Annotated in this window: 19 protein-coding genes; 6 read left to right on the top strand and 13 right to left on the bottom strand. The window is 61.0% G+C overall.

Translation table 11 applies throughout. The features are described 5' to 3' along the window. Positions 1-69: 69 nt before the first annotated feature. The 5 genes from BK667_RS08620 (at position 70) to BK667_RS08640 (ending at position 7566) form a co-directional block, all read left to right on the top strand. Positions 70-2877 (top strand): multicopper oxidase domain-containing protein, encoded by a 2808-nt coding sequence (locus BK667_RS08620; protein WP_123597347.1) that lies wholly within the window; start codon positions 70-72, stop codon positions 2875-2877. Then, a complete protein-coding gene (locus tag BK667_RS08625) occupies positions 2874-3914 on the top strand; it encodes an SCO family protein (RefSeq protein ID WP_123597348.1) in 1041 nt (346 codons plus the stop codon). The genes BK667_RS08620 and BK667_RS08625 overlap by 4 nt, the downstream gene beginning before the upstream one ends. Before the next feature lie 101 nt (positions 3915-4015). After that, positions 4016-5509, top strand: coding sequence for a sensor histidine kinase (locus tag BK667_RS08630; RefSeq protein ID WP_123513760.1), 1494 nt, complete (start codon positions 4016-4018; stop codon positions 5507-5509). After that, entirely contained in the window at positions 5478-6902 is a 1425-nt protein-coding gene (locus BK667_RS08635) for a sigma-54-dependent transcriptional regulator (RefSeq protein WP_123513758.1), read from the top strand. Before BK667_RS08630 ends, BK667_RS08635 begins: the two co-directional genes overlap by 32 nt. A 121-nt stretch (positions 6903-7023) precedes the next feature. Further along, positions 7024-7566 (top strand): hypothetical protein, encoded by a 543-nt coding sequence (locus tag BK667_RS08640; protein ID WP_123597349.1) that lies wholly within the window; start codon positions 7024-7026, stop codon positions 7564-7566. Between the two features lie 3 nt (positions 7567-7569). On the opposite strand, the gene BK667_RS08645 is transcribed toward BK667_RS08640, so the two are convergent. Further along, positions 7570-7956, bottom strand: a complete 387-nt coding sequence (locus tag BK667_RS08645) for a hypothetical protein (protein ID WP_123597350.1) — start codon at positions 7954-7956, stop codon at positions 7570-7572. Between the two features lie 177 nt (positions 7957-8133). Here BK667_RS08645 and BK667_RS08650 point away from each other — a divergent pair, with 177 nt between their 5' ends. Next, positions 8134-8940, top strand: coding sequence for a class I SAM-dependent methyltransferase (locus BK667_RS08650; protein ID WP_123597351.1), 807 nt, complete (start codon positions 8134-8136; stop codon positions 8938-8940). A gap of 777 nt (positions 8941-9717) precedes the next feature. Here the strand turns inward: BK667_RS08650 and BK667_RS08655 are convergent. The 12 genes from BK667_RS08655 to BK667_RS08710 form a co-directional block, all read right to left on the bottom strand. Further along, positions 9718-10416, bottom strand: a complete 699-nt coding sequence (locus BK667_RS08655) for a GNAT family N-acetyltransferase (RefSeq protein WP_123597352.1) — start codon at positions 10414-10416, stop codon at positions 9718-9720. A gap of 114 nt (positions 10417-10530) precedes the next feature. Further along, entirely contained in the window at positions 10531-11322 is a 792-nt protein-coding gene (locus tag BK667_RS08660; protein WP_123597353.1) for a ChbG/HpnK family deacetylase, read from the bottom strand. Then, the gene (locus BK667_RS08665; protein ID WP_123597354.1) at positions 11294-12499 is read right to left on the bottom strand and encodes a GNAT family N-acetyltransferase; all 1206 of its coding nucleotides are present in this window, start codon (positions 12497-12499) and stop codon (positions 11294-11296) included. Before BK667_RS08665 ends, BK667_RS08660 begins: the two co-directional genes overlap by 29 nt. Positions 12500-12503: 4 nt before the next feature. Beyond that, a complete protein-coding gene (locus BK667_RS08670; RefSeq protein ID WP_123513398.1) occupies positions 12504-13193 on the bottom strand; it encodes a GNAT family N-acetyltransferase in 690 nt (229 codons plus the stop codon). Positions 13194-13278: 85 nt separating this feature from the next. Then, on the bottom strand, positions 13279-15201 hold the full coding sequence (locus tag BK667_RS08675) for a hypothetical protein (RefSeq protein WP_123597355.1): 1923 nt from the start codon (positions 15199-15201) through the stop codon (positions 13279-13281). Then, complete coding sequence (locus BK667_RS08680) at positions 15198-16502, bottom strand: lipopolysaccharide biosynthesis protein (RefSeq protein WP_123513402.1); 1305 nt, start codon at positions 16500-16502, stop codon at positions 15198-15200. The genes BK667_RS08675 and BK667_RS08680 overlap by 4 nt, the downstream gene beginning before the upstream one ends. Beyond that, positions 16499-17500 (bottom strand): polysaccharide deacetylase family protein, encoded by a 1002-nt coding sequence (locus BK667_RS08685; RefSeq protein ID WP_123597356.1) that lies wholly within the window; start codon positions 17498-17500, stop codon positions 16499-16501. Before BK667_RS08685 ends, BK667_RS08680 begins: the two co-directional genes overlap by 4 nt. A gap of 9 nt (positions 17501-17509) precedes the next feature. Next, complete coding sequence (locus tag BK667_RS08690) at positions 17510-18646, bottom strand: glycosyltransferase family 2 protein (protein WP_123597357.1); 1137 nt, start codon at positions 18644-18646, stop codon at positions 17510-17512. After that, positions 18639-19607 carry a glycosyltransferase family 2 protein gene (locus BK667_RS08695; protein ID WP_123513408.1) on the bottom strand — a complete coding sequence of 323 codons (969 nt, stop codon included), beginning with the start codon at positions 19605-19607 and terminating at the stop codon, positions 18639-18641. Before BK667_RS08695 ends, BK667_RS08690 begins: the two co-directional genes overlap by 8 nt. After that, positions 19604-20971, bottom strand: coding sequence for an O-antigen ligase family protein (locus BK667_RS08700; RefSeq protein ID WP_123597358.1), 1368 nt, complete (start codon positions 20969-20971; stop codon positions 19604-19606). Before BK667_RS08700 ends, BK667_RS08695 begins: the two co-directional genes overlap by 4 nt. Beyond that, on the bottom strand, positions 20968-22062 hold the full coding sequence (locus tag BK667_RS08705; protein WP_123597410.1) for a glycosyltransferase family 4 protein: 1095 nt from the start codon (positions 22060-22062) through the stop codon (positions 20968-20970). The genes BK667_RS08700 and BK667_RS08705 overlap by 4 nt, the downstream gene beginning before the upstream one ends. Beyond that, the gene (locus tag BK667_RS08710) at positions 22059-23654 is read right to left on the bottom strand and encodes a GumC family protein (RefSeq protein ID WP_123513412.1); all 1596 of its coding nucleotides are present in this window, start codon (positions 23652-23654) and stop codon (positions 22059-22061) included. The genes BK667_RS08705 and BK667_RS08710 overlap by 4 nt, the downstream gene beginning before the upstream one ends.

Consider the following 23654-nt stretch of genomic DNA (forward strand, 5'->3'; position numbering starts at 1 on the left):
TTGTTTCAAAGTGTGGCGAGGTAATTGCAAAACCCCCATCACCCCTTCACGACTTCGAGGCGGCTGGTGATGGACAGAAAAGCGCGGCACCCCTGCAAGTGGTTTGGCCTGTTGACCCCACTGAGTATCCTCCTGACGATGACGCTGGGGACAACCCCGCTGCGCGCCAGTCCGATCGACGATGAGCGCCAGCCCGAGCCTTCCGACCCTTCGGCTTACTACGACGAACCGGCTGATGAACCAGCCGCCCTGAACGCTATTCTGACCATGCCGGAGGCCAACAAGGATTCCTTCGACTTGCCCAATGGCGTCAAAGGCAGCCGCGACGTCACACGGCAGGAAAACGTTCTGCCACCGACAGTGCAGACCAGTTTCAATTACCCCACCAATGGCAAGCCGAGCCCGTTGTTCGGAGCCCAACCGTTCACGCAGCAATTGGTGCTGTTTGAGGAGTTCGGCCCGGAAAAACTCGACCCCACCACCCCCGCAGCGCCGCTGAGCTTTCCACCGGCCGCCGTGGGTCCGTTGCCCCAGCAGGACCCGAACAACGTCGCCCGCAGTGCGCCGCCGAGCGCGGCACTTGACGCGTTTATGCGCCAACCGGGGCTGACGCCATTCCCCAGCCAGTTCTCCAATGTGGTGGACCGCAACCCGTGGCAGGCGCAGATCGAGGTGTTCCTCAATCGGCACATCGGCTCGTCGGCCGAAGGTCGTCCGCCAGGAAAGGGCTGGTCGCACCAGCGCTGGAACGAGTTCTACCCGCAAGTGGCCTACAAAACCGTGCAGACCGGGGCGAGGCTCAACAGCGGCTGGCGTGACAGCCATCAGATGCACGGCTATGCCTTGGGCGAATTCGGCCCCGGCGGCCTGTATCACAACGTGGCGGGTGTGCCGGCCACCGATGGCACCTCCAAAGGCGTCGATCCGCGTTTCCACCCGAACATGCCCGTGCAGAACCACAACTCGGTATGGACCTTCGACGGCACCTTGCCGCCCAAGCTGTTGATGGTGCGTTACGGTCAACCGGTGATGATGCGTCACTACAACGGTTTACCGATCGATCCGGCGGCCAACATGGGTTTTGGCCTGCACACCATCACGACCCACGAACACAATGGTCACGCGCCAGCGGAAAGCGACGGCTATGCCAACGCGTTTTTCTTCCCCGGGCAGTATTACGACTATCGCTGGCCAATCCAGTTGGCCGGTTACGACAGCATCAACACCGACGCTCATGATCCGCGCGCGGCATTTCCGTGCGCGCCGGGCGAAACCCTGTGGACCAACGACCTGAGCCCAAGCCGCAAGACCTGCGACCACGGCACGATCAAGATCCGTGGCGACTGGCGCGAAACCATGAGCACCCACTGGTTCCACGACCACATGCTCGATTTCACCGCGCAGAACGTCTACAAGGGCAACGCGGCGATGATGAACTACTACAGCGCTCTGGACCGTGGCAACGAGTCGGTCAACGATGGCGTCAACCTGCGTTTCCCCAGCGGCAGCGCCTTGCCATGGGGTAACCGCGACTACGACGTGAACCTGGTGTTCGCCGACAAGGCCTGGGATCAGAACGGTCAGCTGTGGTTCAACCCGTTCAACACCGACGGCTTCCTCGGTGACCAAGTGCTGGTCAACTGGCAGTGGAAACCGACCCTGGATGTACGTGCTCGCAGCTATCGGTTCCGCATGCTCAACGGTTCGGTATCGCGTTACTACAAACTGGCGCTGGTGCGTGAAATCAAGGGCACCAGTGGCGAGTTCCAGGGGCCCAAAGGTTCAGGTGTCTCCTATGCCCGCGTGCCGTTCCACATGATTGCCAACGACGGCAACATCATGGAACACAGCGTACCGTTCGACGGCACCATGGACCTGGACGCCGACGGCGACAAACAGAACCACAACGCGATCCTGCCGACGCAGGGCATCGCCGAGCGTTTCGACATCATCGTCAACTTTGCGAAAAACGGCATCAAGCCGGGGGACAAGATCTTCTTCGTCAACCTGCTGGTCCACGACGACGGCAAAGGCCCGAAAGAACCCATCGCCCTGGCTGACGTACTGTCCGAGAAGTACCTGGCGGTGATCAAGCAAACCAGCAAAGGACCGCAGTGGGACAAGGGCGATCCGGCAGTGGGCAAGGTCTTGCAACTCAATGTCAAAGCCTACACCGGTCAGGACCTGGCCATGGACCCGGCAGCGTACGAACCGGCCAAACCGGGCAAAGCCGAAGGCCTGGTGATGATCCCGCTGAAGATCCATCGCGACAACGCTGCCGACAAGGCGCTGCTGGCCCAGGCTCGTCACCGCACCTTCATCTTCGGCCGTTCCGACGGCACCGATGAAGCACCGTGGACGGTCAAGACCGATGGCGGCTTCGGCTTCCACATGGACCCTCGGCGCTTGAACACAGCCACCCAGTTGAAAACCGGCCCGACCGATGCCGGCACCACGGGCTTCGGCACCCTCGAGGTGTGGAACATCAGGCTCGGCGGCAAGGGCTGGAGCCATCCGGTACACGTGCACTTCGAGGAAGGGATCATCCTCAGTCGTGGCGGCAAGGCGCCACCGGAATGGGAAAAATGGGCGCGTAAAGACGTGTACCGCATCGGCACGGAAAACGATGGCCTGGACAACGTCGAGATGGCGATCAACTTCCGCGAATTCGCCGGGACCTACATGGAGCACTGTCACAACACTCAGCATGAGGACAACTCGATGCTGCTGCGCTGGGACATTGAGAAACCCGGGCAATTCCAGTTGATGCCGACCCCACTGCCGAGCTGGGACGGGGTGCGCTACGTCAACTCCGCCGCGCTGCCAACCTTCCGCACCGGCGATGGCTTTGGTCCACAAGTGGCGGTGAAAAAATGAACCGCCGGGGAGCCGACATGACACTGCATACGCCGCGCTCCCGCGCCCTGGGCATGCACCTGATACTGGTTCTGGTCACTTGTTTGCTGGCCAGTCAGGTGCTGCTCGCCCATGAACTGTCACCGCAGGAATCCGCCACCCCGTGGGGTGGCGACTACTTCCCCAACACGTTGCTGACCGACCAGGACGGCCAGCAGGTGCATTTTTTCGATGACCTGATCAAAGGCAAAGTGGTGGTGATCAACTTCATCTTCACGTCGTGCAGTGATTCATGTCCGTTGGAAACCGCGCGTCTGCGCCAAGTGCAGAAACTGCTTGGCGACCGGGTGGGGCAGGACATTTTCTTCTACTCCATCAGCATCGACCCGCTCAGCGACACGCCTGAGGTGCTGAAGGCCTATGCACAACGCTTCAAGGTCGGGCCGGGCTGGAAGTTTTTGACCGGCGAATTCGCCGACGTCACCGAGCTGCGCAAAAAGCTCGGGTTGTTTATCGAGGGCGTCGACAACGGCCGCAGCAAGGACCACAACCTGAGCCTGATCGTCGGCAATCAGCAAACCGGCCGCTGGATGAAAGCTTCACCGTTCGAGAATCCGTGGATTCTGGCCGATCAACTGGCCAACACCTTGCAGAACTGGAAACAACCGAGCATCGAGGAAAGCTACGCCAACGCCCCGCAGATTCGCCCGCCGAGCAATGGCGAAGAGCTGTTTCGCACCCGTTGCGCCTCGTGCCACAGCCTGGGGCCGCAAGACGGGCAGGGCATCGGCATGCGCAACATCGGCCCGGACCTGATCGGCGTGACCCGTCTGCGCGAACCGGCCTGGCTCAACCGCTGGATTCGCGAGCCGGACCGCATGCTCGCGGAGAAAGACCCGGTTGCATTGGAGCTGTACCAGCGTTTCGACAAGATTTCGATGCCCAACCTGCGCCTGGATGAGCATTCCGCGCAGACGATCATCGACTTCTTGCAGGAAGAAACCGATCGCCAACAGCCCTTGGCGAACCCGGCGCCAGAGGTAAGCCAGACGAACTAGCGGCTAAATAACATCATTGGTCCGTCGGCCACGTTCAATGCCACCTACACTCTTCGTGACAATGGCTAGAAAGGCTTCAGGCAAGCAACCAGGACATACCCATGCAGCTATCAGAACAACAAAAAGTACCTGCGCCGCCTATGCCGGCAGCAGCGCGCAAGGGCTGGGGCGGTCAGTTCAATCTGCTGCGCTGGTTTTCCCTGGCCAGTTTTTTCATCATCGCCGCCGTGGCGCTGGGTCTGGGCTACATTTCCACGCGTTTCGTGGTTACCGAAAGTATTGAGCGTGACGCCTTGCTGACGGCGCAGTTTATTCAATCCATCGGCGATGCCGAAATTCGCCATGCCTCGATCAATCCGAACAGAACCATGGGCGAAATGCTCGATCCGCGGATTGACCACGCCTACCCCGACGTGGACCCGGGGTCGCGTGCCGCGGCGCGTCTCGAATTCCTCGACCATGTGGAGCACCTGCCGGATATTTTGCTGGCCACGGTTTTTGCCCTCGACCGCACGGTGATCTGGTCGACCAACCCGGCGATGATTGGCATGCGTTTCGAGGACGACGAGGAGTTGGACGAATCCTTCGAAATGAAGGTGCCGGTGTCCTCCAGCTACCACAAGATCGACGAAGAACGCCCCGAGCAGATGCTGTTGCGCGAGCCGCAGCTGTTGTTTATCGAGAACTACATCCCGATGTTCAACGCCGACAAGAGCAAAGTGATCGCCATGGTGGAGATCTACAAAGAGCCCGCTGATCTGGTGGAGCGCATTGAGCGCGGCTTCAAGTCGATCTGGATCGCGACCCTGCTCGGCGGCGCGGCGATTTACCTGGCGCTGTTCTGGATCGTGCGGCGCGCCGCGACACTGCTGCAGAGCCAGCAGAAACAACTGATCAGCAACGAAACCTTCGTTGCCCTGGGGGAAATGTCCTCGGCGGTCGCCCACAGCTTGCGCAACCCACTGGCTACCATCCGCTCCAGCGCCGAACTCGCTCAGGAAGTGGCGAGCCAGGGCGCGCAAAAGAACATTGGCGACATCATCAACCAGGTCGATCGGATGTCCCGTTGGGTCCGCGAGCTGTTGGTATCGCTAAGGCCGATGAATGACGACTCTGAATCCGTAGACCTGGTGCTGGCCATCGACGACGCCCTGAGCGCCTTCGACCCGCTGATCAGACGTTCGAACGTCGAGGTGCGCTTTACCCCGCAAAGTTTTCCGCCGGTGGTCAGCCAGCAAGTGCTGCTCACACAGATTCTCAACAGCCTGTTCGCCAATGCGTTGGAGGCCATGCCCAAGGGCGGCGTATTGAGCGTTGATATCGATTCGCCTGAACCTGGGCAGTTGGCGATGACCCTGACCGATACCGGCAAGGGCATGACCAAACAGCAGCAACAGATGGTATTCAAGCCGTTTTTCACCACCAAACAGGGCGGCTTGGGCGTCGGCCTGGCGTTGGTCAAACGAATAATGGAACGCTTCCAGGGCTCGGTCGTACTGACCAGTCAGGAGCAGGAAGGAACCCGCGTTTGTCTCACCTTTAAAGTGGCAACGGGAGGGGAATATGGAGCACAGCATACTGCTGGTCGAGGATGATGAACTCCTCGCCGAGAATATTCAGACATACCTGGAGCGCAAGGACTTCGAGGTGACAGTCTGCCACTCGGCCGAAGACGCACTGGAGCAATTGAGTACTTTTGTCCCGGACGTGGTGCTCACCGATAACTCGCTGCCGGGCATGAGCGGTCACGACTTGATCCAGAAGCTGCGCATCAGCGCGCCGGATCTGAAAGTGATCATGATGACCGGCTACGGCAACGTCGAAGACGCCGTGGTGGCGATGAAAGAGGGCGCGTTCCATTACGTCACCAAACCGGTGGCACTGCCCGAGCTCAAGCTGCTGCTGGACAAGGCCCTGGCCACCGACCGCATGGAACGCACGCTGTCGTTCTATCAGGATCGCGAGGCACAGAAGTCCGGGGTGCAGGCGTTGATCGGCGAGTCGGCACCGATGCACTACCTGAAAGACACCATCGGCCAATTGCTCGACGCCGAGCGCCGGATGGCCAACACCGACTTGCCTCCGGTGTTGGTGGAAGGCGAAACCGGCACCGGCAAGGAACTGGTCGCCCGGGCGCTGCACTTTGACGGTCCGCGGGCCAAGGGTCCGTTTATTGAATTCAACTGCGCATCGATCCCGTCCAATTTGGTGGAATCGGAACTGTTCGGCCACGAGAAAGGCGCCTTCACCGACGCCAAGGATCGCCGGGTCGGGCTGGTGGAAGCCGCAGATGGCGGGACGCTGTTCCTCGATGAAGTCGGCGAGATGGACCTGTTGCTGCAAGCCAAATTGCTGAAGCTGCTGGAGGACCGGACCATTCGCCGGGTGGGGTCGGTGAAAGAACGCAAAGTCGATTTGCGGGTGATCAGCGCCACCAATTGCAACCTGGAGCAGATGGTCCAGCAGGGCAAGTTCCGGCGTGACTTGTTCTTCCGCTTGCGGATCATCTCGATCAAGGTGCCGCGCCTGCACGCTCGCGGTGAAGACGTGCTGTTGCTGGCCCGGCACTTCCTGGCGATCCACGGCAAACGCTATGGCAAACCGCACTTGTATTTCAGCGACCAGGCCGAAGAGTTGCTGCTCAGCTACACCTGGCCCGGCAACGTGCGCGAGTTGCGCAACATGCTGGAGCAAACCGTGTTGCTGGCCCAGAGCGACACCATTGCCGCGCACCAATTGAACGTCTGCCTAAGCCTGGTGGATGAACCGTTGGTCCTGCCCGAGACGCAATACTTCGAACCCCGGCCGAGCCACAACGTCGAATCGATGAACCTGCCGGAAGTCGAGCGCGACATGGTGCGCAAGATGCTCGACAAGACCGACTGGAACGTCACCAAGTCTGCGCGCCTGCTGGGTCTGAGCCGCGACATGCTGCGTTACCGGATCGAAAAACTCGGCCTCGCACGGCCGGACAAGCGTCAGTGGTAGGTGCATCGATTGACTGATGGTCGGTAATTTGTCAGAGGACGACGAGAGGTGGGTACGCTCGGTGGAAAATCCACGGAGGCTGTGCCTAACTGATTTTTCCCCTTTGATGGAGAAGCGGGCTATGCGGCGTAGAGGGACGCAATTCTGGCTCTGGAGTAATCGCCAATTACACAGTCGCAGCCACGATGAGGTGTTGGCCGACGGTACGCAGATCGAGGTGCAGGCGCGGTTCAATCGTGAGCAGGTGACCCAAGTGTTCATCGGCGTGTATGCCCGCGATGGCGCTGCGCTGGCGGAAGAATTTTATGACCGCGAGGGCCATCCTTGTTTGGCGAAAGCCTTGGCATGGGGCTGCACGCGCGCCCAGGCGATCCTCACCACGGAGTCCGAATTCCGCGCCCCCCATCGCATTCAACGGACGGTGGGAGTGGTGCTGGATGATCCTTGCGAACTGGCCCTGCGTCATATGGAAATGTCCGGGGAGGAGACGCTTCGACTCAAGCGTCAGGATGCCTGGGACGAGTACCTGAACGCCAAGCAAGCCGTGCTGGACATGATGCGTTCCAGCAAGGTGGACAGCGAGGTCTGGGAAACCCAGAAACGCCGCCTGCGCGACGCCATCGACCGCCGTGCGGCGCTGCGCCATACGTGGCCCTGCGACTGACACTCAAGGCATCGCCTGTTCCTGACGGGTCAGGCAGGCCAGCAGGCACGAGGGGTCGAGCACCTCGTCGTTGACGTAGATCCCGCGTTCCGGATCGTAGGAACGGATAAACACCCGCACGTTGGCATCCGCCACGGTGGGCAGTTGCGAATCGTAGAACACGTGCTCGCTGGCAATCGGGATGAAGTCCTGAGGCGCGCTCGGGATGTAAGTGCGCGGCGGCACTGAGCTAAAGGTCGGCGGTGCCGGACGCGCGAAGGGCTGGTCAGGGCCGTAGTAGATCAATGCACTGCTGGAACTCTCGGTCTGCATGGGACTTTCGTCCGCATGCACAGCGCTGGCGGCGTAGAGAAGGGCAATAAAGCACAGCGACAGTTCGGTTTGTTTCATGGCGGCACCTGCGTATTCGGTTTTCCCGCATTTCCCCAAGGCTATTAACTATAGCTGCCGTGCGGACACGCGTTTGCGACGGTCCGATTACAAGATCGCAACAAAGCCTTGATGTGGTTTCTCAAGTTGCTGATCTAGACTCGTGCGCGTCAATAAAATCGAGATCTGGAGTGCGCAATGGACATGCCGACCCAACAACAAGCCATCGCCAGCAACCGCGAGGCCTGGAACGATTCTGCAAGGCACCACAAAGACAAGCCCGAATGGCAGGCCGTGCTCAACGCCGTCAGTCAGACTGATTTTTGCTGCATCGATGACACGTTGCGCGGTGTGTTGGAGCAGGTGGGCGTCGAGGGCAAGGACGTGGTGCAACTGGGCTGCAACAACGGCCGTGAAAGTCTTTCACTATTTGCCCTGGGCGCGCGGCGGGTGGTGGGGGTCGATCAGTCCGCAGCGTTTCTCGAACAGGCCCGGGAACTGACGGCGCGCTCGCCTCATGCGGCTGAGTTCATCGAGGCGGATATCCATCACCTGCCAACGAAGTTGCACAACCGTTTCGACGTAGCGCTGATCACAATCGGTGTCTTGAACTGGATGCCGGACATTGCCGAGTTCTTCCGGCACGTCGCGCAAACCCTCAAACCCGGCGGCGCGCTGGTGATCTACGAAACCCACCCGTTCCTGGAAATGCTCGACCCCGAAGCCACCGACCCTTATCGCCTGGACAGCTCGTACTTTCGTAGCGAACCGTTCGTGCAGCATCAGCCGATCGTCTACGAAGGCAAAGTCGAACAACCGGCGGCCGCGTCCTATTGGTTCGCCCACACCCTCGGCGCCATCTTCACCGGCGCCCTTGACGCCGGTTTGCAGATCAGCCACTTCAAGGAATACCCGCATTCCAACCGCGAAGAGTTGTATGACCGGTATGAACGGCAGGTGGCACAGTTGCCGTTGTGTTTTACGTGGGTGGCGGTGAGGGTTTGAGCTGAAGAATGTGTTGCTTCGACTGACGCCTTCGCGAGCAGGCTCGCTCCCACAAGGACCTAGACTGGGCACCGATTCTTGTGAACAACACAAAACCACTGTGGGAGCGAGCTTGCTCGCGATGGCGGCCTAACAGCCAACTGCAATGAAACGGATGTACTCATTCCCCTTCGGCAGGTCCTACAAGGAATTCAGTCTGGACGCCGATTTTGTGGACGACACCAATCCAACGTAGGAGCAAAGCTTGCTTGCGAAGGCAATCCCGAGGACGCCTTCGCGGGCAAGCCTCGCTCCTACAAGGAATTCGGTCCAGGCACAGATTTTGTGAACGACACACAACCATGTAGGAGCAAAGCTTGCTCGCGAAGGCCATTTCGAGGACGCCATCGCGGGCAAGCCTTGCTCCTACAAGGAATTCGGTCCAGGCACAGATTTTGTGAACGACACACAACCATGTAGGAGCAAAGCTTGCTTGCGAAGGCAATCCCGAGGACGCCTTCGCGGGCAAGCCTCGCTCCTACAAGGAATTCGGTCCAGGCACAGATTTTGTGAACGACACACAACCATGTAGGAGCAAAGCTTGCTCGCGAAGGCCATTTCGAGGACGCCTTCGCGGGCAAGCCTCGCTCCTACAAGGAATTCGGTCCAGGCACAGATTTTGTGAACGACACACAACCATGTAGGAGCAAAGCTTGCTCGCGAAGGCCATTTCGAGGACGCCATCGCGGGCAAGCCTTGCTCCTACAGAGGATCGGGTGTTACGCCTGACTTATCGTTTCAAGCCCCGGCCGTTGCCCCTGACACCACTGGCCGACCCGGTTTGCGCAGTGGGTCGAGGCGCGAGCCTTGGTAACGGGTTTCGCGGTAGAAGCGCCAGCGACCGCCGAACAGACCATGGACGTGAGTCACTCGGCCCTGTTCGTGGTAGCCCATGCGGATGTGCAGTTTCAGGGCTGGAATGTTATGGGTTTCGCAGACATCCACCACTTTGTTGCAGCCCTGGGCGGCCATGGCTTCCCAGAGGGCGACTTGAACATCCACCGACAGGCTGGTGCCGAAATAGGCGCGGGTCATTTCGCCACCGAACTCGAAGAACTCACCCGGCTTCACCGGGAACCAGCAGCCGTAATAGTGGCGGTCATGGTAATTCCGGATGCTACCCCAGATGAATCCGACGGCATGTCCTTCCTCGTCCAGGTACATGTGCCCAGTGTGGCCTTCGGCGGCGAGTTCGGCCATGGTCCCGACGCGATCACTGAAGTGCTTGGTGAACGCTATCGCGTTGTCTTCGGTAATGGTCACCTGACGCAAGCCGGAATAGGGCCGCAATTTGTGCGGCGGCACCGGAGTGACCAGATCGCGCTCCATCCACAGCAGCTCCCAATGGAAGTACACATAGCGTTTCCAGAAGGCCTGAAAGAGGTTGCCCAGACCTTTTTGCCTGATGCGTTCGCGCAGTTTTTCGATGACATTCATGACGCTCTCCTTAGCCAGGGCCAGGGTGTTGTGGGGAGGCTTTTGATGGGTATAGATGAAGGTTGCAACTTCATGTCAAAGCGCCAGCTTTGAATGTGTTGCAATGTGTGTAAATCATTCGAGTGCAGCGGTACCGGCCTGAAAATCCCTGCTCACGACCGCATAAGACACCCGCTCAATACCCGCAAGGCGCCGCTCTAGCACCTGCGTCAGCGACTCGCCGGGATTCAGATACGCATCACCAAAATCCGCCCCGAGCTGGTTCGGATGGGCGACGATTTCCAGCAGACCGTCGGTCGGCACGGGGGCGTTACGCAGGTCCACCGGCGTGCAGACATAGTCCGCCGTCGCCCCGGCCAATGTATGCAGGCGCCGATTGAGCAAACCCTTGAACACGCGTTTGGGCAGGCTCAGGTTTTGCCCAAGGTTGCGCGCCAGGCGCACAGCTACACCTTGCCGGGCGGCAAAGCGCGCGACGATCTCACCGATGGGCCAGATGTTATGCACGTGTTGGTGGGAATCGAGGTGGCTGGGGCGCACGCCGTTGTCCACGCAGCGTTGCCATTGCGCTTCGAGTTCGTCCATCACCGCTTCACGGTCCCGGCGATTGAGCCAGAGGGTATGGCGGGGCAGGTTGAGGTCAAACTCGCCCTGGCTGTCGCAGAACGTCGAGCGTTCGAGAATGCCCTGGCTCAACGGCCGGCCATAGGTGAGGTTGAAGTGCAAACCGATCCGCCCCTTGAGCAGCGGATGCTGGGCCATCAGGCACGCGGCTTCGAACGCCGGCATGTTGGCCATGGCCGTGGCGGAACTGATGACCCCGGCCTGGAAGGCGCCAAGGATCACTGCGTTTTCGCACGGGCTGAGGCCAAAATCGTCAGCGTTGACTATGACTTGGTGCGGCATGTTCGCCCTCCGTGGTTTTTTCAATAGGCGCCTGAGGCGGGGTCGCCGGCGTAGAAACCGTGACCACCGCTGCTGCCCGTTTCTCTCGCCAGTTTTGCAAGACCGGCTTGAGCCGCTGCCAGACGCGCAATGCCAAACCCAATACCAGCCCACTCGGCCGCCAGGAATAAAAACTCCAGCGCCAGTGCTCCAATTGCCCGGTCATGCGTTCGTGGAGTTGATGGCTGGAGTTTTCCAGGCTGACCCGCGAGGCATCGATCCAGCGCCAGTTGTCGTCCAGGCCCCAGCGAATCCACTCTTCGAGCAGCACTCGACCGCTGCCCAAGTCAGCGTACTGCGGCAGGAACGCCAGGTTGTAATCGTACAGCCGACCCTGTTCCAGCAAGCCGAGGCGATAGCTGATGCAGCGGCCGTCCAGCTCCAGTATCACCACCCGCACCAGACCCCGGGCGGCGAGGGCGGTGAAGGCGCGGTCCATCCATCGTCGATGGCGTTCGTCGACGAAAATGCCGACGCCTTCATCGCCTTTCCAGCTCACCGCTTCGACTTCGCTGATGGCCTGCAACAGCGGGCCCATGGTCGCGGCGTCCGGGGTGATGCGCCGCACCTGGGCGCCACACGCGGCGATGCGTTTGCGCGCGCGACGCAGTTTGTAGCGCGGATCGCCCGAGACTTCCTGGCGATCCGCTTCGCTGATCAGGTGCACCGGCACCTTGCAACTGAGGCGCCGTTCACCGGTGGAGCTGTGAGCCATCCACACCGTCAGGGCACTTTCTTCGCCTGTAGGTTCGGACAACTCGTTGAGTTGCAACAACGCGTGGGGCAAGCGACGGCGAATCACGATCAATGCCTTGCGGATACTTTCGGAATCCAGGCAGGCGAGCAGCGCCAGGCGATCGGTCAGCGGATAGCCGAGGTGATGCAACACCCGGAACGGCAACCCGCCAAAACGTTCGCGCGACGCCACCAACGGCAGGCATAGCGCCAGTTCATCACCCTGCCAGCCGAGCAGCACGTGCAGGCGTTCCCCATCCTTGAGCGCCTGTTCCGCGGCGCCCAGCCAGGCCAAGGTGTTGAACGGCGTGTGGTCCGTCACTCGCAGGCGCAGTGCTTCATAAGCCACTGCCGGAAAGTCCGGGGCGCACAGTGAAGTGCACCATTGGAATCGCGTCGCCATCAGGTCAGGTCGCCTCTGCTGCAACAGGGGCCGGCGTCGGTTTGCGCAAGGCATCCAGACGTGAACCGCTGTAGCGGGTTTCGCGGTACAAGCGCCAGCGGCCAAATAGCTCGTAGACGTTCATGATCCGCCCTTGCTCCTTGTAGCCCATGCGAATGTGCAGCTTGAGCGCCGGGATATTGTGGTATTCACAGACATCCACCACTTTGTTGCAGCCTTGATCGGCCATGGCTTTCCACAGGTTCAGTTGAAAATCCACCGACAGCGTGGTGCCCCAGTAGGCGCGGATCTGCTCACCGCCGAATTCGAAGAACTCGCCAGCCTTCACCGGAAACCAGCAGCCGTAATAGTGACGGTCGTGGTAATTGCGTTTGCTGCCCCAGATGAAGGCCACGGCATCGCCGTCTTCATTGAGGTACATGTGCCCGGTATGCCCTTCGTTCGCCAGCTCGGCCATGGTGCCCACGCGATCACCGAAGTGTTTGCCGAAGGCAATCGCGTTTTGCGCGGTGATGGTTTCCAGGCGCAGCGGCGTGTAGGGCCGCAGTTTATGCGGCGGGATCGGGGTGACCAGGTCGCGCTCCATCCAGATCAGTTCCTGATGGGAAAACACGTAGTGCTTCCAGATTTTCCCGAGGGTGGCGCGCAGGCCTTTTTGTCTAATGTGTTCGCTGAGTTTTTTCAAAATACTCATGGTATGTACTCCTGACGGGATCGGCCGTGGGTGGAGTGATGCAACGCGCGGCGACAGGCCTGCGCGGCAAAGTATTCGATGACGGTCATGACGCGATCCAGCTCAGGGCGAACAGGGTTTCCCCGGGCAGCTCGAAGCTGATACGACCGTCCTGGCAGTGGAAGGGCGCGTCGCGGCTGCGGTTGTCGGCGCCGAAGTAGCGCAATGAACCTTTGGCCAACGGACAGTTCGCCCCGCTCAGGTCGATACGTTGCAAGCGCGTGCCTTTGTTGACCCCCAGCAGGCCGCGTTGCAGGTCGGTGGCCATGGCCAATACGTCGACCTCGAACGCGTCGTTCTCCAGGAGCATCACATTGCGAAGCCAATGCTGCTGGATGAACTGCTGGGCCATGCCCACCGGTTTCAGCTCGAAATGATCGTCATCCAGAACCTTGAACATGCCCTTGGGGTAGTACGGTTTTTCGTCGTCGGCCTGGAACCAGTTGAGCATTTCCAGCAAACCGTCCTGGGCCGAATTGATCGCCACCGAGGCCCACCACATCGAGGCGAAATGGGTTTCCTGATCGTAGGGGCTCAGGCTTGAACCGCTGGACATGTTGGTCTGGTCCAGCAGCAACGCCTTGCGTGGCCGCCCATTGGCGTCCAGCCCGACGAGGTCGGCGGCACGGCGTACGCTGTCGCGGTAGACCCGGGTCGCCAACAGGTCGCGAATCATCCATTCGTGCCACGCCAGGGCGTCGATCTGGTCACCGGATTCCGCCAGCAGGCGCCGGGCCCAATCGATGCCGCGCTTGTCCGCCGCGTTGTCGGCGAATGGGCCGTTGACCAGCCGCGAACTGGCAGGCATGGCGATGCGCACGCCGGCCTTGGCATTGGCCGGATCGCTGCGCACTTGCCGGGCCATGCTGTTGAAGATGTTTTGATAGTCAGCGTAATCGGGGTAGTTGAGGTTCGGCTCGTCGGCAAAACCGATGTAGTGGATGCCCTTGCCGCCGAGCGCGCGGGTGCTGGCGAGCCAGGCGTCGAGGCCACTGTTGCTCATGGTGCCGACGCGCAGGTCATGGACGCGTTGGCTGCCGGCGAGCAAGGTGATGTCCTGGGTGATGCCGAACCGGTCCTGGTAAAGCCGGCGGAACGCGTCTTCGTACTGGGGTCTGCCCTGGGTAATGTCGACAAAACTGTAGTAACTGGCCGCCCGCGGCCCGAGCGCATCGAGCACCGCAAAACTGGAGGGCGGCGGCATCACATAGGGCAGGGCGACACCCAGGTTCGGGGTCGGGCCGAGCACTTCGTTGTGCAGCGTCAGGCGGGTCTGGCCATCGTCCTCTCGCAGCGGTTTGAGTTGCTGCGGGTTCTGCGCGAACAGGTTGGCGGTGCCGTCGAGCCAGAACGCCACTTTGCCGCTGCCACGCAGGCGCAGGCGCCAGACTTGTTCGCGGTCGCTCACCGGCAGTGCGACCTGATCGAACTGCCAATAGGCGCGATAGGGTTTGAGGGCCAGCAGCAGTTGTTGGTTGTCACCCACGCGCTGGGCTTGCAGGGCACCGACGCCACCGTGGAACTTGCCCGCCAGCACCGCGTGTTCCCCCGGCGCGACCTTGAAATACATCTCGTCGCCGTCACGGGTTTCGGCGCTGAAATGCACCTTGGCCGGGGCGAACAGTGCCACCGTGTGTTCGTCGTGCTCGACCTTGTAGCGACGGAAGCTGTAGCCCGGAATCTCCAGCTGATAACTGGCGGCGCCGGGTGCCAATGGCCAGCTCTGACTGCCACTGGTTTCACTGGCGGCGATCAGGCGTTCGCCCGCTAGTTTGCCTCGTCCATCGACCAGGTAAATGTGTTCTTCGTTGGCATCCGCCTGCCACGCCGGAACCCAGCGCACGGTCACGGTATCGGGACGGTCCGCTTGCAAGTACAGGCTGCCGTCGCGAATGTCGGCCCAACGCATCGACGCCGCCTGAGCTTCGAGCGCAAAGCCCAGACTCAACAGCAGCACCAGGCGTTTCATGCCGATTTCCTTTGCAGCATCAGCAGCATCGGCGCGATGTCGCTGGGCAGGATGATCAGGGTTTGCCACACCGGCACGCCACTCAACCGGCAATACAACACCAGCAACGCGAGGGTCACCGCGAGGTAGGCGATGGACGAGGCCGCCGCCGCACCGACGATGCCGTAAGTCGGGATCAACAGCACGTTCAGCGTCAGGTTGAGCAGGGCACTCATGCCCATCATCAGTGAGATCGTGCCGGGGCGATTCTTGCCCAGCAAGTCCAGGCGCAGGATGCTCGCGTAGCACAGGCCGAACAGCCCCGGCAGCAAGGCGAGCAATGCGGGGTAAGCCGGCTGATAAGCAACGCCGAACAGCGTGACGATCAGCCATTCACCAATCACTGCCATGGTCAGGCACGCGCCGAGCATCACCGTGGCGGTCAGGCGCAGGGCCAGTGGCGTGAGCTTGTCGATGCCTTCCTCCTGTTGCAGCAGGCGTTTCATCAGGGGCGTGGTCACCGCTTCCGGGACGATCAGCAGCAACTCGGCGGCGGCGCTGGCCATGGCGTAATGTCCCAGCGCGGTGCTGCCGAGCAGGGCACCGATAAACAGGTAATCGGAGCGCAGGATCACTTGCTGGAACAGCAGATCGGGATGGCTGCGGGCGCTGTAGCGCAGCAGTTCATTCTGACCGGCGCGGTCCCATTGCAGGGTCAGCGGCTGATTGCGCTTGAGCCAGACCCAACCGGTCAATACCACCAGACTGATGCCCGCCAGCCAACTGATCAGCGCCGCTTCGAGGGCGGCGGTTTTCCACATCCAGAACAGCGCCAGGAACAGCAGCAACGGCGCCAGGGATTCCACCAGGCGCAAGGCATTGAAAGCGACGATGCCGCCGGATGCGTTGTGCAAGGTCAGCAAGCCACTTTTGAGCACGGTCAGCGGCACCGCCAGCAACAGCAGCCAGGCGAGCAAACCGAGTTGCGTGGTGATGTCCAGTTCGCTGCCGAATTCCCGGGTCAGCGCCACCACCACCAAGGTCAGCAGCAGCGCCAGCAGACAGCCGAACACCAGCACTTGGCTGAGCAGCAAACCCATCGGCCGTTGCTTGGCGGCCTGATAACCCACCGCCGAGTTCAAACCGCCGCTGGTGGCGGCGCTGATCAGGTCGGGGAGGGTGCTGAGCAGCGCAAACAAGCCGCGTTCGCTCGGCCCGAGAATCCGCGCCAGCAACACGTTGCGCAGTAAACGCAGGCCGATCATCGCCAGTTTGGTGCCCATGCTCAGGGCCAGGTGCTTGAGATAATGGCTGCGACTCATGGCTGTGCCCCACGGTAGATGCGCCACGACAGCAATTCCGGATTACGCGCCGTGCGCTGGCTGACACCAAAGCGCGGCAAAGCCAATGGATCGCTGGCGCCGCGATAGATGCCGGTGCCGGTGCCCAGGGCATAGGGGAAGGCGTGGTCGGCGACCTGTTGCCGGACGCGTGCATCGTGATCGCCGTTGGGGTAGCAGTAGACCGGCAGCGGCCGGTTGCAGCCGTTCAACAGCGCATCATGGCTGCGGCTCAGTTCTTCATTCAGACGTTGATCGTCGAGGCCGGTGAGAATCGCGTGGCTCGCGCCGTGGGGACCGAAACGCACCAGCCCGGAGGCTTCCAGCGCGCGCACTTGCTGCCAGTCCAGCGCTTGGGGCAATGACTCTTCGGGGCATTCATCGGTCAGGCGGCTCAAGTCGTCCGGCGCCAGGGTTTTCAGGCTTTGCAGGTAGTGCAGCAAGGTCAGGCTGCGGCGGTCCACGTCGACGTCATCCATCAACACCGGCAGGGGCCGGCCGACCTGTTGCAGGCATTCGATCAGGTGCATCCGCGGCTGTTCGCCATGGCTGCCCCACAGGGTTTCGCCGAGGCTTTCCCACCAGAAGCGCTGGCGGCTGCCGATGAAATCGGTGGAGAGAAAGATGCTCGCCGGCACTTGGTATTTTTGCAGCAGCGGGAAGGCGTTCACCGCGTTGTCGCGCCAGCCGTCATCAAAGGTCAACGCCACCCTGGGCCGTTCCGAGTGTTGGGTGCCGGGGTGCAGGATGTCCATCAACGGCACGCAGTCGAAGTGTTTTTTCAGCCAGACCAGCAAGTGCTCGAACGCTTTGGGCCCGACGCACAATTCATTGCGGTGGGGCAGGTCGGCGGCACGGTCGTTGGCCAGCACCCGATGCAACATCAGAATCACCCCGGAGCCGCGCAGCTGACGGCGGCCCAGTGGGGAATTCAGGTACAACCAGCCACTGGCACGTTTGATACTGGTCTTGATCGGCATGTCAGGCACTCATCGAGTCTGGTCGGGGTTCCATTGGTTGTAGCTGTGCCCGCGCAAGAACTGCCACACGCCGACGCTCATGCCGGCCAGCGTCACCAGCACGAACGCGGCGAGGCGGAACGGCTTGGGCAAGCGGTGACGTACGTCCAGCAGGCCGGCCACGGCGAAGGCGTAGCCGAGCAACTGGGCGGCCAGAGTCAGGCGATAGAAACCATGCTCATCGAGCAGCCAGAGATTGGCCACGAGCAAGGGCAGCAACAGGACCGGCGCCAGCCGGCGGATCAGTTTGTGGCTGATCAACGCGATGGCGTACAGGCCATGGCGCAGCGGGTTGAGCAGTTCACGTCGGGCTGCCAGGCTGATCAGGCCGCCGACGGTGACGCGCTGGCGGCGGCTGAACTGGCGGTCGGGCTCGTCCACGCCTTGATCGAGCACCTTGGCGTCGTCGACATAGACCACACGTTTGCCCGCGACCGGTGCGCAGGTGTTGATATAGAAATCGTCGTTGACCAGGGCTGGAATCGGTTGGTACAGCTCGCGGCGCAACGCCTGCAGGGCGCCGTCGGCCGAGACCGTGCAGCCGGTGCGGCTTTCCACCCGGCGCAGCCAGGCTTCGTAGTGGCGGTACAGACTTTCGCCCACGCTCAGGCCCTTGCCTGGGACGGGGATGTTCATGTTGCCGACGGTACCGCCGACCTCAGGGTCGGCAAACGGCGCCAGCAGCCACTGCAACGTACCGTCGATCCAGTGAACATCGGCATCGGTGAATACCAGGATATCGCCGGTGCAGTGGCTGACAGCGGCGTTGAGCACACTGTTCTTGCCTTGGCGCGGCAGGTCGAACACCTCGATGCGCGGGTCGTCGAAGGTGCGCGCCAGGGCCACGGTCTGATCGGTGGAGCCGTCGCTGGCGACGATGATCTGCAAACGGGCGGCTTGATAGTCCTGAGCCAGCAGATTGCGCAGTTTATTCTCGATATTGCGTTGCTCATTGTGCGCGGCAACCACCACGCTGACCCGTTGCGCAGGCAAGGGAGGCGGCGTGTGTCGAGGAAAAAACGGTCCAGCGATTGTCAGCAGCAGCGGGTAACCCAGGTAGGCGTACACCGGTAGCAACAGGCACAACCAGAATATGAACTCAGCCACGGGCGGGCCTCCTGGCATTCCAATGACAAAGATTGAGAATGAACGCGGCGCCGGCCAGGTGCAGGCGCACCCAATGCAGGCCCCAGAGTTGCAGCGTGAGGCGGATATCGTGTTGCTTGAAGCTTTGGCGCACGCTGAGGATCAGCCCCGGCAGCGAGGTGATCATCACCATGATCGCCGCGTGGTGCGGGAAGCCGTCCAGCAGCGCGGAGATCGCCATGAAGTCCAGCAGCCAGACCACCAGCGACAGCAGGGGAAAGCGCAGCAGGCGCAGGCTGAATCCGTGGGTACGCAGCAGTTGCAGATGACTGCCCTGGCGCCACATTTCCTTGCCCATCCACTCGCGCCAACTGGCTTCATACCCCCAATGCAGGGCAACGCTTTGATTGACCGCCAGCACGCGCGCGCCGGCTTCGCGCAGGCGCATGGTGAAATCCTTGTCCTCGCCGGTGCGCAGGGTTTCTTCAAAGCCACCGACCTTGTCAAACCAGGATCGGCGCATAAACAGGTTGGAGGTGGGCAGCCATTGCACCGGGTGCAGGGTGTGGCTGGTCGGGTGCAGTGTGCGGCGTTGCCAGGCATCGGCATACCACGGCGCCTGGGCTGGCGTGTGCAGGTCCAGGCCGAACAATTCACCCTGGCCCTGGGCCTCGAGTTCAAGCAGCAGAGTCAGCCAGTCTTCGGGCAGCTCGATGTCGGCGTCGATGAAGGCCAGCCATTCCCCGGTGGCGACGGCCGTACCGCGATTGCGCAGTGCTCCGATCAGCAAACCGGGCATCACCAATACCTGTGCACCGAACTGCCGGGCAATCTGCGGGCCCTGATCACTGGAGCCGTTATCGACCACAATCAGCTCACAGTCCAGGCCCGCGGCATCGGCGGCCTTTTGTGCGGCGAGCAAGGTCCGGCCGATGTGTCGGGCTTCGTTGAACATCGGGATGACAATGCTGATCCGATTCATGCCTTGGCCTCCTGCATTGGGGCTTCTTCCGCTTTCAGGCGCAGCACGCTGGTCAGGGCCAGCATGATCCACACGTACTTCTGGTTCGGTGCGCTGAGGAACATCAAAAACAGGGTCAGCGATAGAAAACTGATGCCCAGGTGCGTCAGCAAATCAGCCTGCTCGCGGTTGTTTCGCTGCAGCCAGGCGCGCCGGGCGCGAATCAGGTTGTACAAGCCGAGGACGAGCATGCCGACGAACAAAAGGCCGGCAGGAATTCCCAGCTCGCTGAAGATTTCCAGATACGTGTTGTGGGCGCGGCGGTACAGATCACCGACTTTGCGGTTGGCCGAAAAAACCTTGGCATAACCGGTGGTGGCGTAGTGCATCGGGAAGGTCCCGGGGCCGGTCCCCAGCAATGGGTTCTCGCTGATCATCTGGCTGCCGACCACGATGTACGAAGCGCGGCGACCGAGGGATTCGTCCTGGCTCTTGGCGCCGGCGCTCAAGATACTCAAGGACTGGATGCGCGCGATGTAACCGGGCGGCATCGCGTAAATGGCCAGCGGAATCACGATCACCATGCCGAGCATGGCAAACCCCAAATGCCGCGGGCGGATGCGTTTGAGCTCGACGCGGTAGTGCCAGGCGCCAATCGCCATACTGAGAAACAGCACCACCAGCCCTGAACGGGATTCGGTCTTGGTCATGCCGCCCAGCAGCAACACGAAGCACCCACCCCAAAACAACCGGTGCACTAGGTTCGGACTGCGGATCACCAGCAGCAAACCGAGCGGAACGGCGAAGGCAATCAGCATGGCAAAACCGTTCGGGTCTTCCAGCAGGCCGGTGGCGCGGCCCTGGTCCTGGTACTTGATGGAAAAAATCGCCAATACGCAGGTCATCGTGACACTGAGCGTCACCAGTTTGGCGAACAGGTCCAGGTTCAAATCGCGACCGATCAGCAGCGCGATTACAAACAGAACCAGGCCGACGCTCAGTTCCCGCAGATGCCCCATCGACATGGCCATGTCATCGGTATTGAGCGTGCTCAGCAGGTACAACAGCATGAACCAGATCAGGTAGCGCCAGATGTTACTGCGCAGCCGTTCGGGCGGAAGCTGGTGAATGGCCAGTTGCAGCATCAGGATCAGCACCAGTGAGAGGCCGAGAAACTTGGAGCCGGACAACGCGCTGTCCTTGAAGAGACCTTCAAATGGCAACAGCGCGACAATGCCGAGCAGACCCCACGTGGGTTTGCGGTAGAGCACCGCGACACCCACCAGGCCGAGTACCGCGCCCGGTGCCAGAAACGGATAAGGGCTGGCCAGCAAACCGAGGCAGACCAGGCCGAGCAGACTGATGATCGAGAGTGGAAAGATCACGCGCGTGCCTCCCGTGCAGTACGGATATAAAGCTGCGACCAACGTTCGGCGAGGGCCTTTAGGTCGTAGCGATCCAGTTGCGTACGTTTTGCGTTGTCACTCAGTTCCCGGGCCAGGGCCGGTTCGCTCAGCAAGGTGCCGATCTGGTGGGCGAGGGCGATGCTGTCGGCCGGCGTGGCGAGCAAACCGTTGTGCCGCTCTTGCAGCACATCGGGAATCCCGCCGACACCGAACGCGGCCACCGGCACTCCGGCCTGCATCGCTTCAAGCAGAATCATCGGCGTGCCTTCAGTGCGCGAGCTGATCACCAGCGCATCGAGTCGGCGCCACCACACCGTCATGTCGGTCTGATAACCCGGCAAGGTGATGCGGTCCTGCAAACCTGCGGCGTTGATCCGTGCCAACAGGCTGTCCCGTTCCGGGCCGTCGCCGAGCATCACGGCGTCCAGTCGGGGGTGTTGCTGACACAACGGAATCAGCGCATCGAGAAACAGGTCCGGGCCTTTTTCACTGCTCAGTCGCCCGACGTAACCGGCCAGCCAACGCTGGCGATTGACGCGGTGCGGTAGCAGACCTTTGGCTGCGGGCAAACCATTGGGGATCACCTGCAGTTTCTCCGACCGGACACTGGCCTGGCGGCATAACGTGGCGATGCTTTCAGCAACGCAGACCACGCGGTTCACCGACGCGGTGCGGCACAGTTGCAGGCTCAGCCAGGTGTAGAATTTCTGCTTGCGGCTGCGCGGCGTGAAACCGTGCTGGGTAATCACCAGTGGCAAGCGCAACAGCGTCGCGCCGACCCAGCCAAACAACAGGCCTTTGAAGTTATGCGCATTGATCAGCGGTTGTTCCGCCCGCCGCTGACGCAAATGCCCCAACAACGCCCCCAGCCCCGCGCAACCCTGGCAGTCCACCCCGGCCTCGCGAAACCGTTCGATCAAGACTGGCGGCGCATTGAGAAACAGCACCTGGTGCTGCCCCGGCGTCGCCAGGCAATGGTCCAGCAGCATCCGCTCAGCCCCATAGAAGCCGCCGCTGCTGAGCAAATGAATGATCGGCAGGGCGCTGGAAGGATTGAGCGGCGCGTTCAATTGCGCACCCAATGCACGAAGCTTGGCACGGTCCAGTTTTTGTGCGGATTGCTCGGCAGCATGTTCTGTTCGTTGATCACCAACAGCACCGGCAGGCCCAGTTCGTGGGTGATTTGCGCAGGATGCTTGAAGCGGTGATCGAAGAACTCACGCACATAGACCAGGGCAATCGCCAGCAACAGCCCGGTGAACAAGCCGAACGGAATGATCAGGAACGGCTTGGGAAACGCCGGGGCGGTCGGTTCAAACGGCGGGCTGAGGACCCGGGCGTTCGACAGGTCGTTGTCCAGCGAGCGCACCGAGCTGCTTTCAGCAAAGCGTTGGGCGTAGGTACCGAACGCTGCGTGCAAGGCGTTGATCTCGGTGTCCATCTGCCGCAGCTTGCTCTGGGTTTCCTGCAACTGGTGGATGCGGTTCTTGAAGTCGGCGATGCGCGCGGTTTTCTGGGCGATCACCGAGCTGACAACGGCCAGGTCGGTGGTGCGTTCCTGAATCCGGTTGCTCACCACTTTCAAGAACTGCTGGCGGGTGCGGGAGATTTGCTCACGGGTCAGCAGCATCGGTTCACTGCCCGGCTGGAACACCGCCAGGTCGTTCATGTAGCGGCTGACTTGCGTGGTCAGTGCCTCGCCCATCTGTTTGATCTCGCGATCTTCAAAGGCGACGTTGTCCACTGTGGTCGTAAAGGTGTAGGGGAAGGTGTAGTCGTTGAGTCTGGAGTTACTGCTGGCGGCGGCCAGGGCGGACTTCAGATAGTCGAGCCAGCGCTGGCTTTGCAGCAGGCGATCCTGATACAGGTTGAGCGCTTGCTCCTCGGTGTTGATGGCGTTGAGGCGGAAGGTAATTTCTTCCTTCGGATCGGACGAACCGATGGCCTCCAGCAACGCCAGCCGATTGCCTTCCAGGCCATCGAGACGCACCTCGTATTGTTGCTTCTTGGTTTCATAGAAGCTTTGCGGCAGGTCGATGGACTGCAGTTCCTGGCGGCTGACCAGGTAGTTTTGCAGCAACGCCGCGACAAATTTGGTGCCCTGCGCCGGATCGCCAAAGCTGTAGGTAATGGAGATCACGTTGGAGCCCGGCAGGGTTTCGATTTTGAGCTTGTCGATGGCCTCCTGGGTCAGCCCATCCAGAACCGTGTCGCGCACCGGATCGGTCTCCATTCCGAGGGCGGATTTCACCGGGTTGATCACGTATTGGCGCAGCGGCGCGGTGACAAAGCGTTTCAGTGGCTCGGACACCAGTTTGTTGAGCATGCCGGGGCTGGGGGTGTACTCGCCTTTATCCCGCAGCTCGCTGATGGTCTGGCGAATCAGCGCCGGCGAACGCAGGATATTGCTCTCGGTTTCCATGTCCGCCAGTGACGGCGGGATGAAACTGGCATTTTCCTGAGTCAGGGACGTTGTCGCGTCGCCCTGGGAGAGTTTTTTCGACTGGACGATCACTTGCGCGGTGATGTCGAAGCTTTGCTTGAGCACCAGGGGCAAGAGCAGGGCGATGACTGCAAAGACCAGGAAGACGCGCTTCACCATCTGCTTGTTGGCGAAGAAGATCCTGAAGAACTCGTGCAGGTAGTTTTCTTTTGGATTCAT

Origin of the sequence: Pseudomonas frederiksbergensis, from assembly GCF_003732705.1 — a bacterium.
Lineage (GTDB): Bacteria > Pseudomonadota > Gammaproteobacteria > Pseudomonadales > Pseudomonadaceae > Aquipseudomonas > Aquipseudomonas frederiksbergensis_F.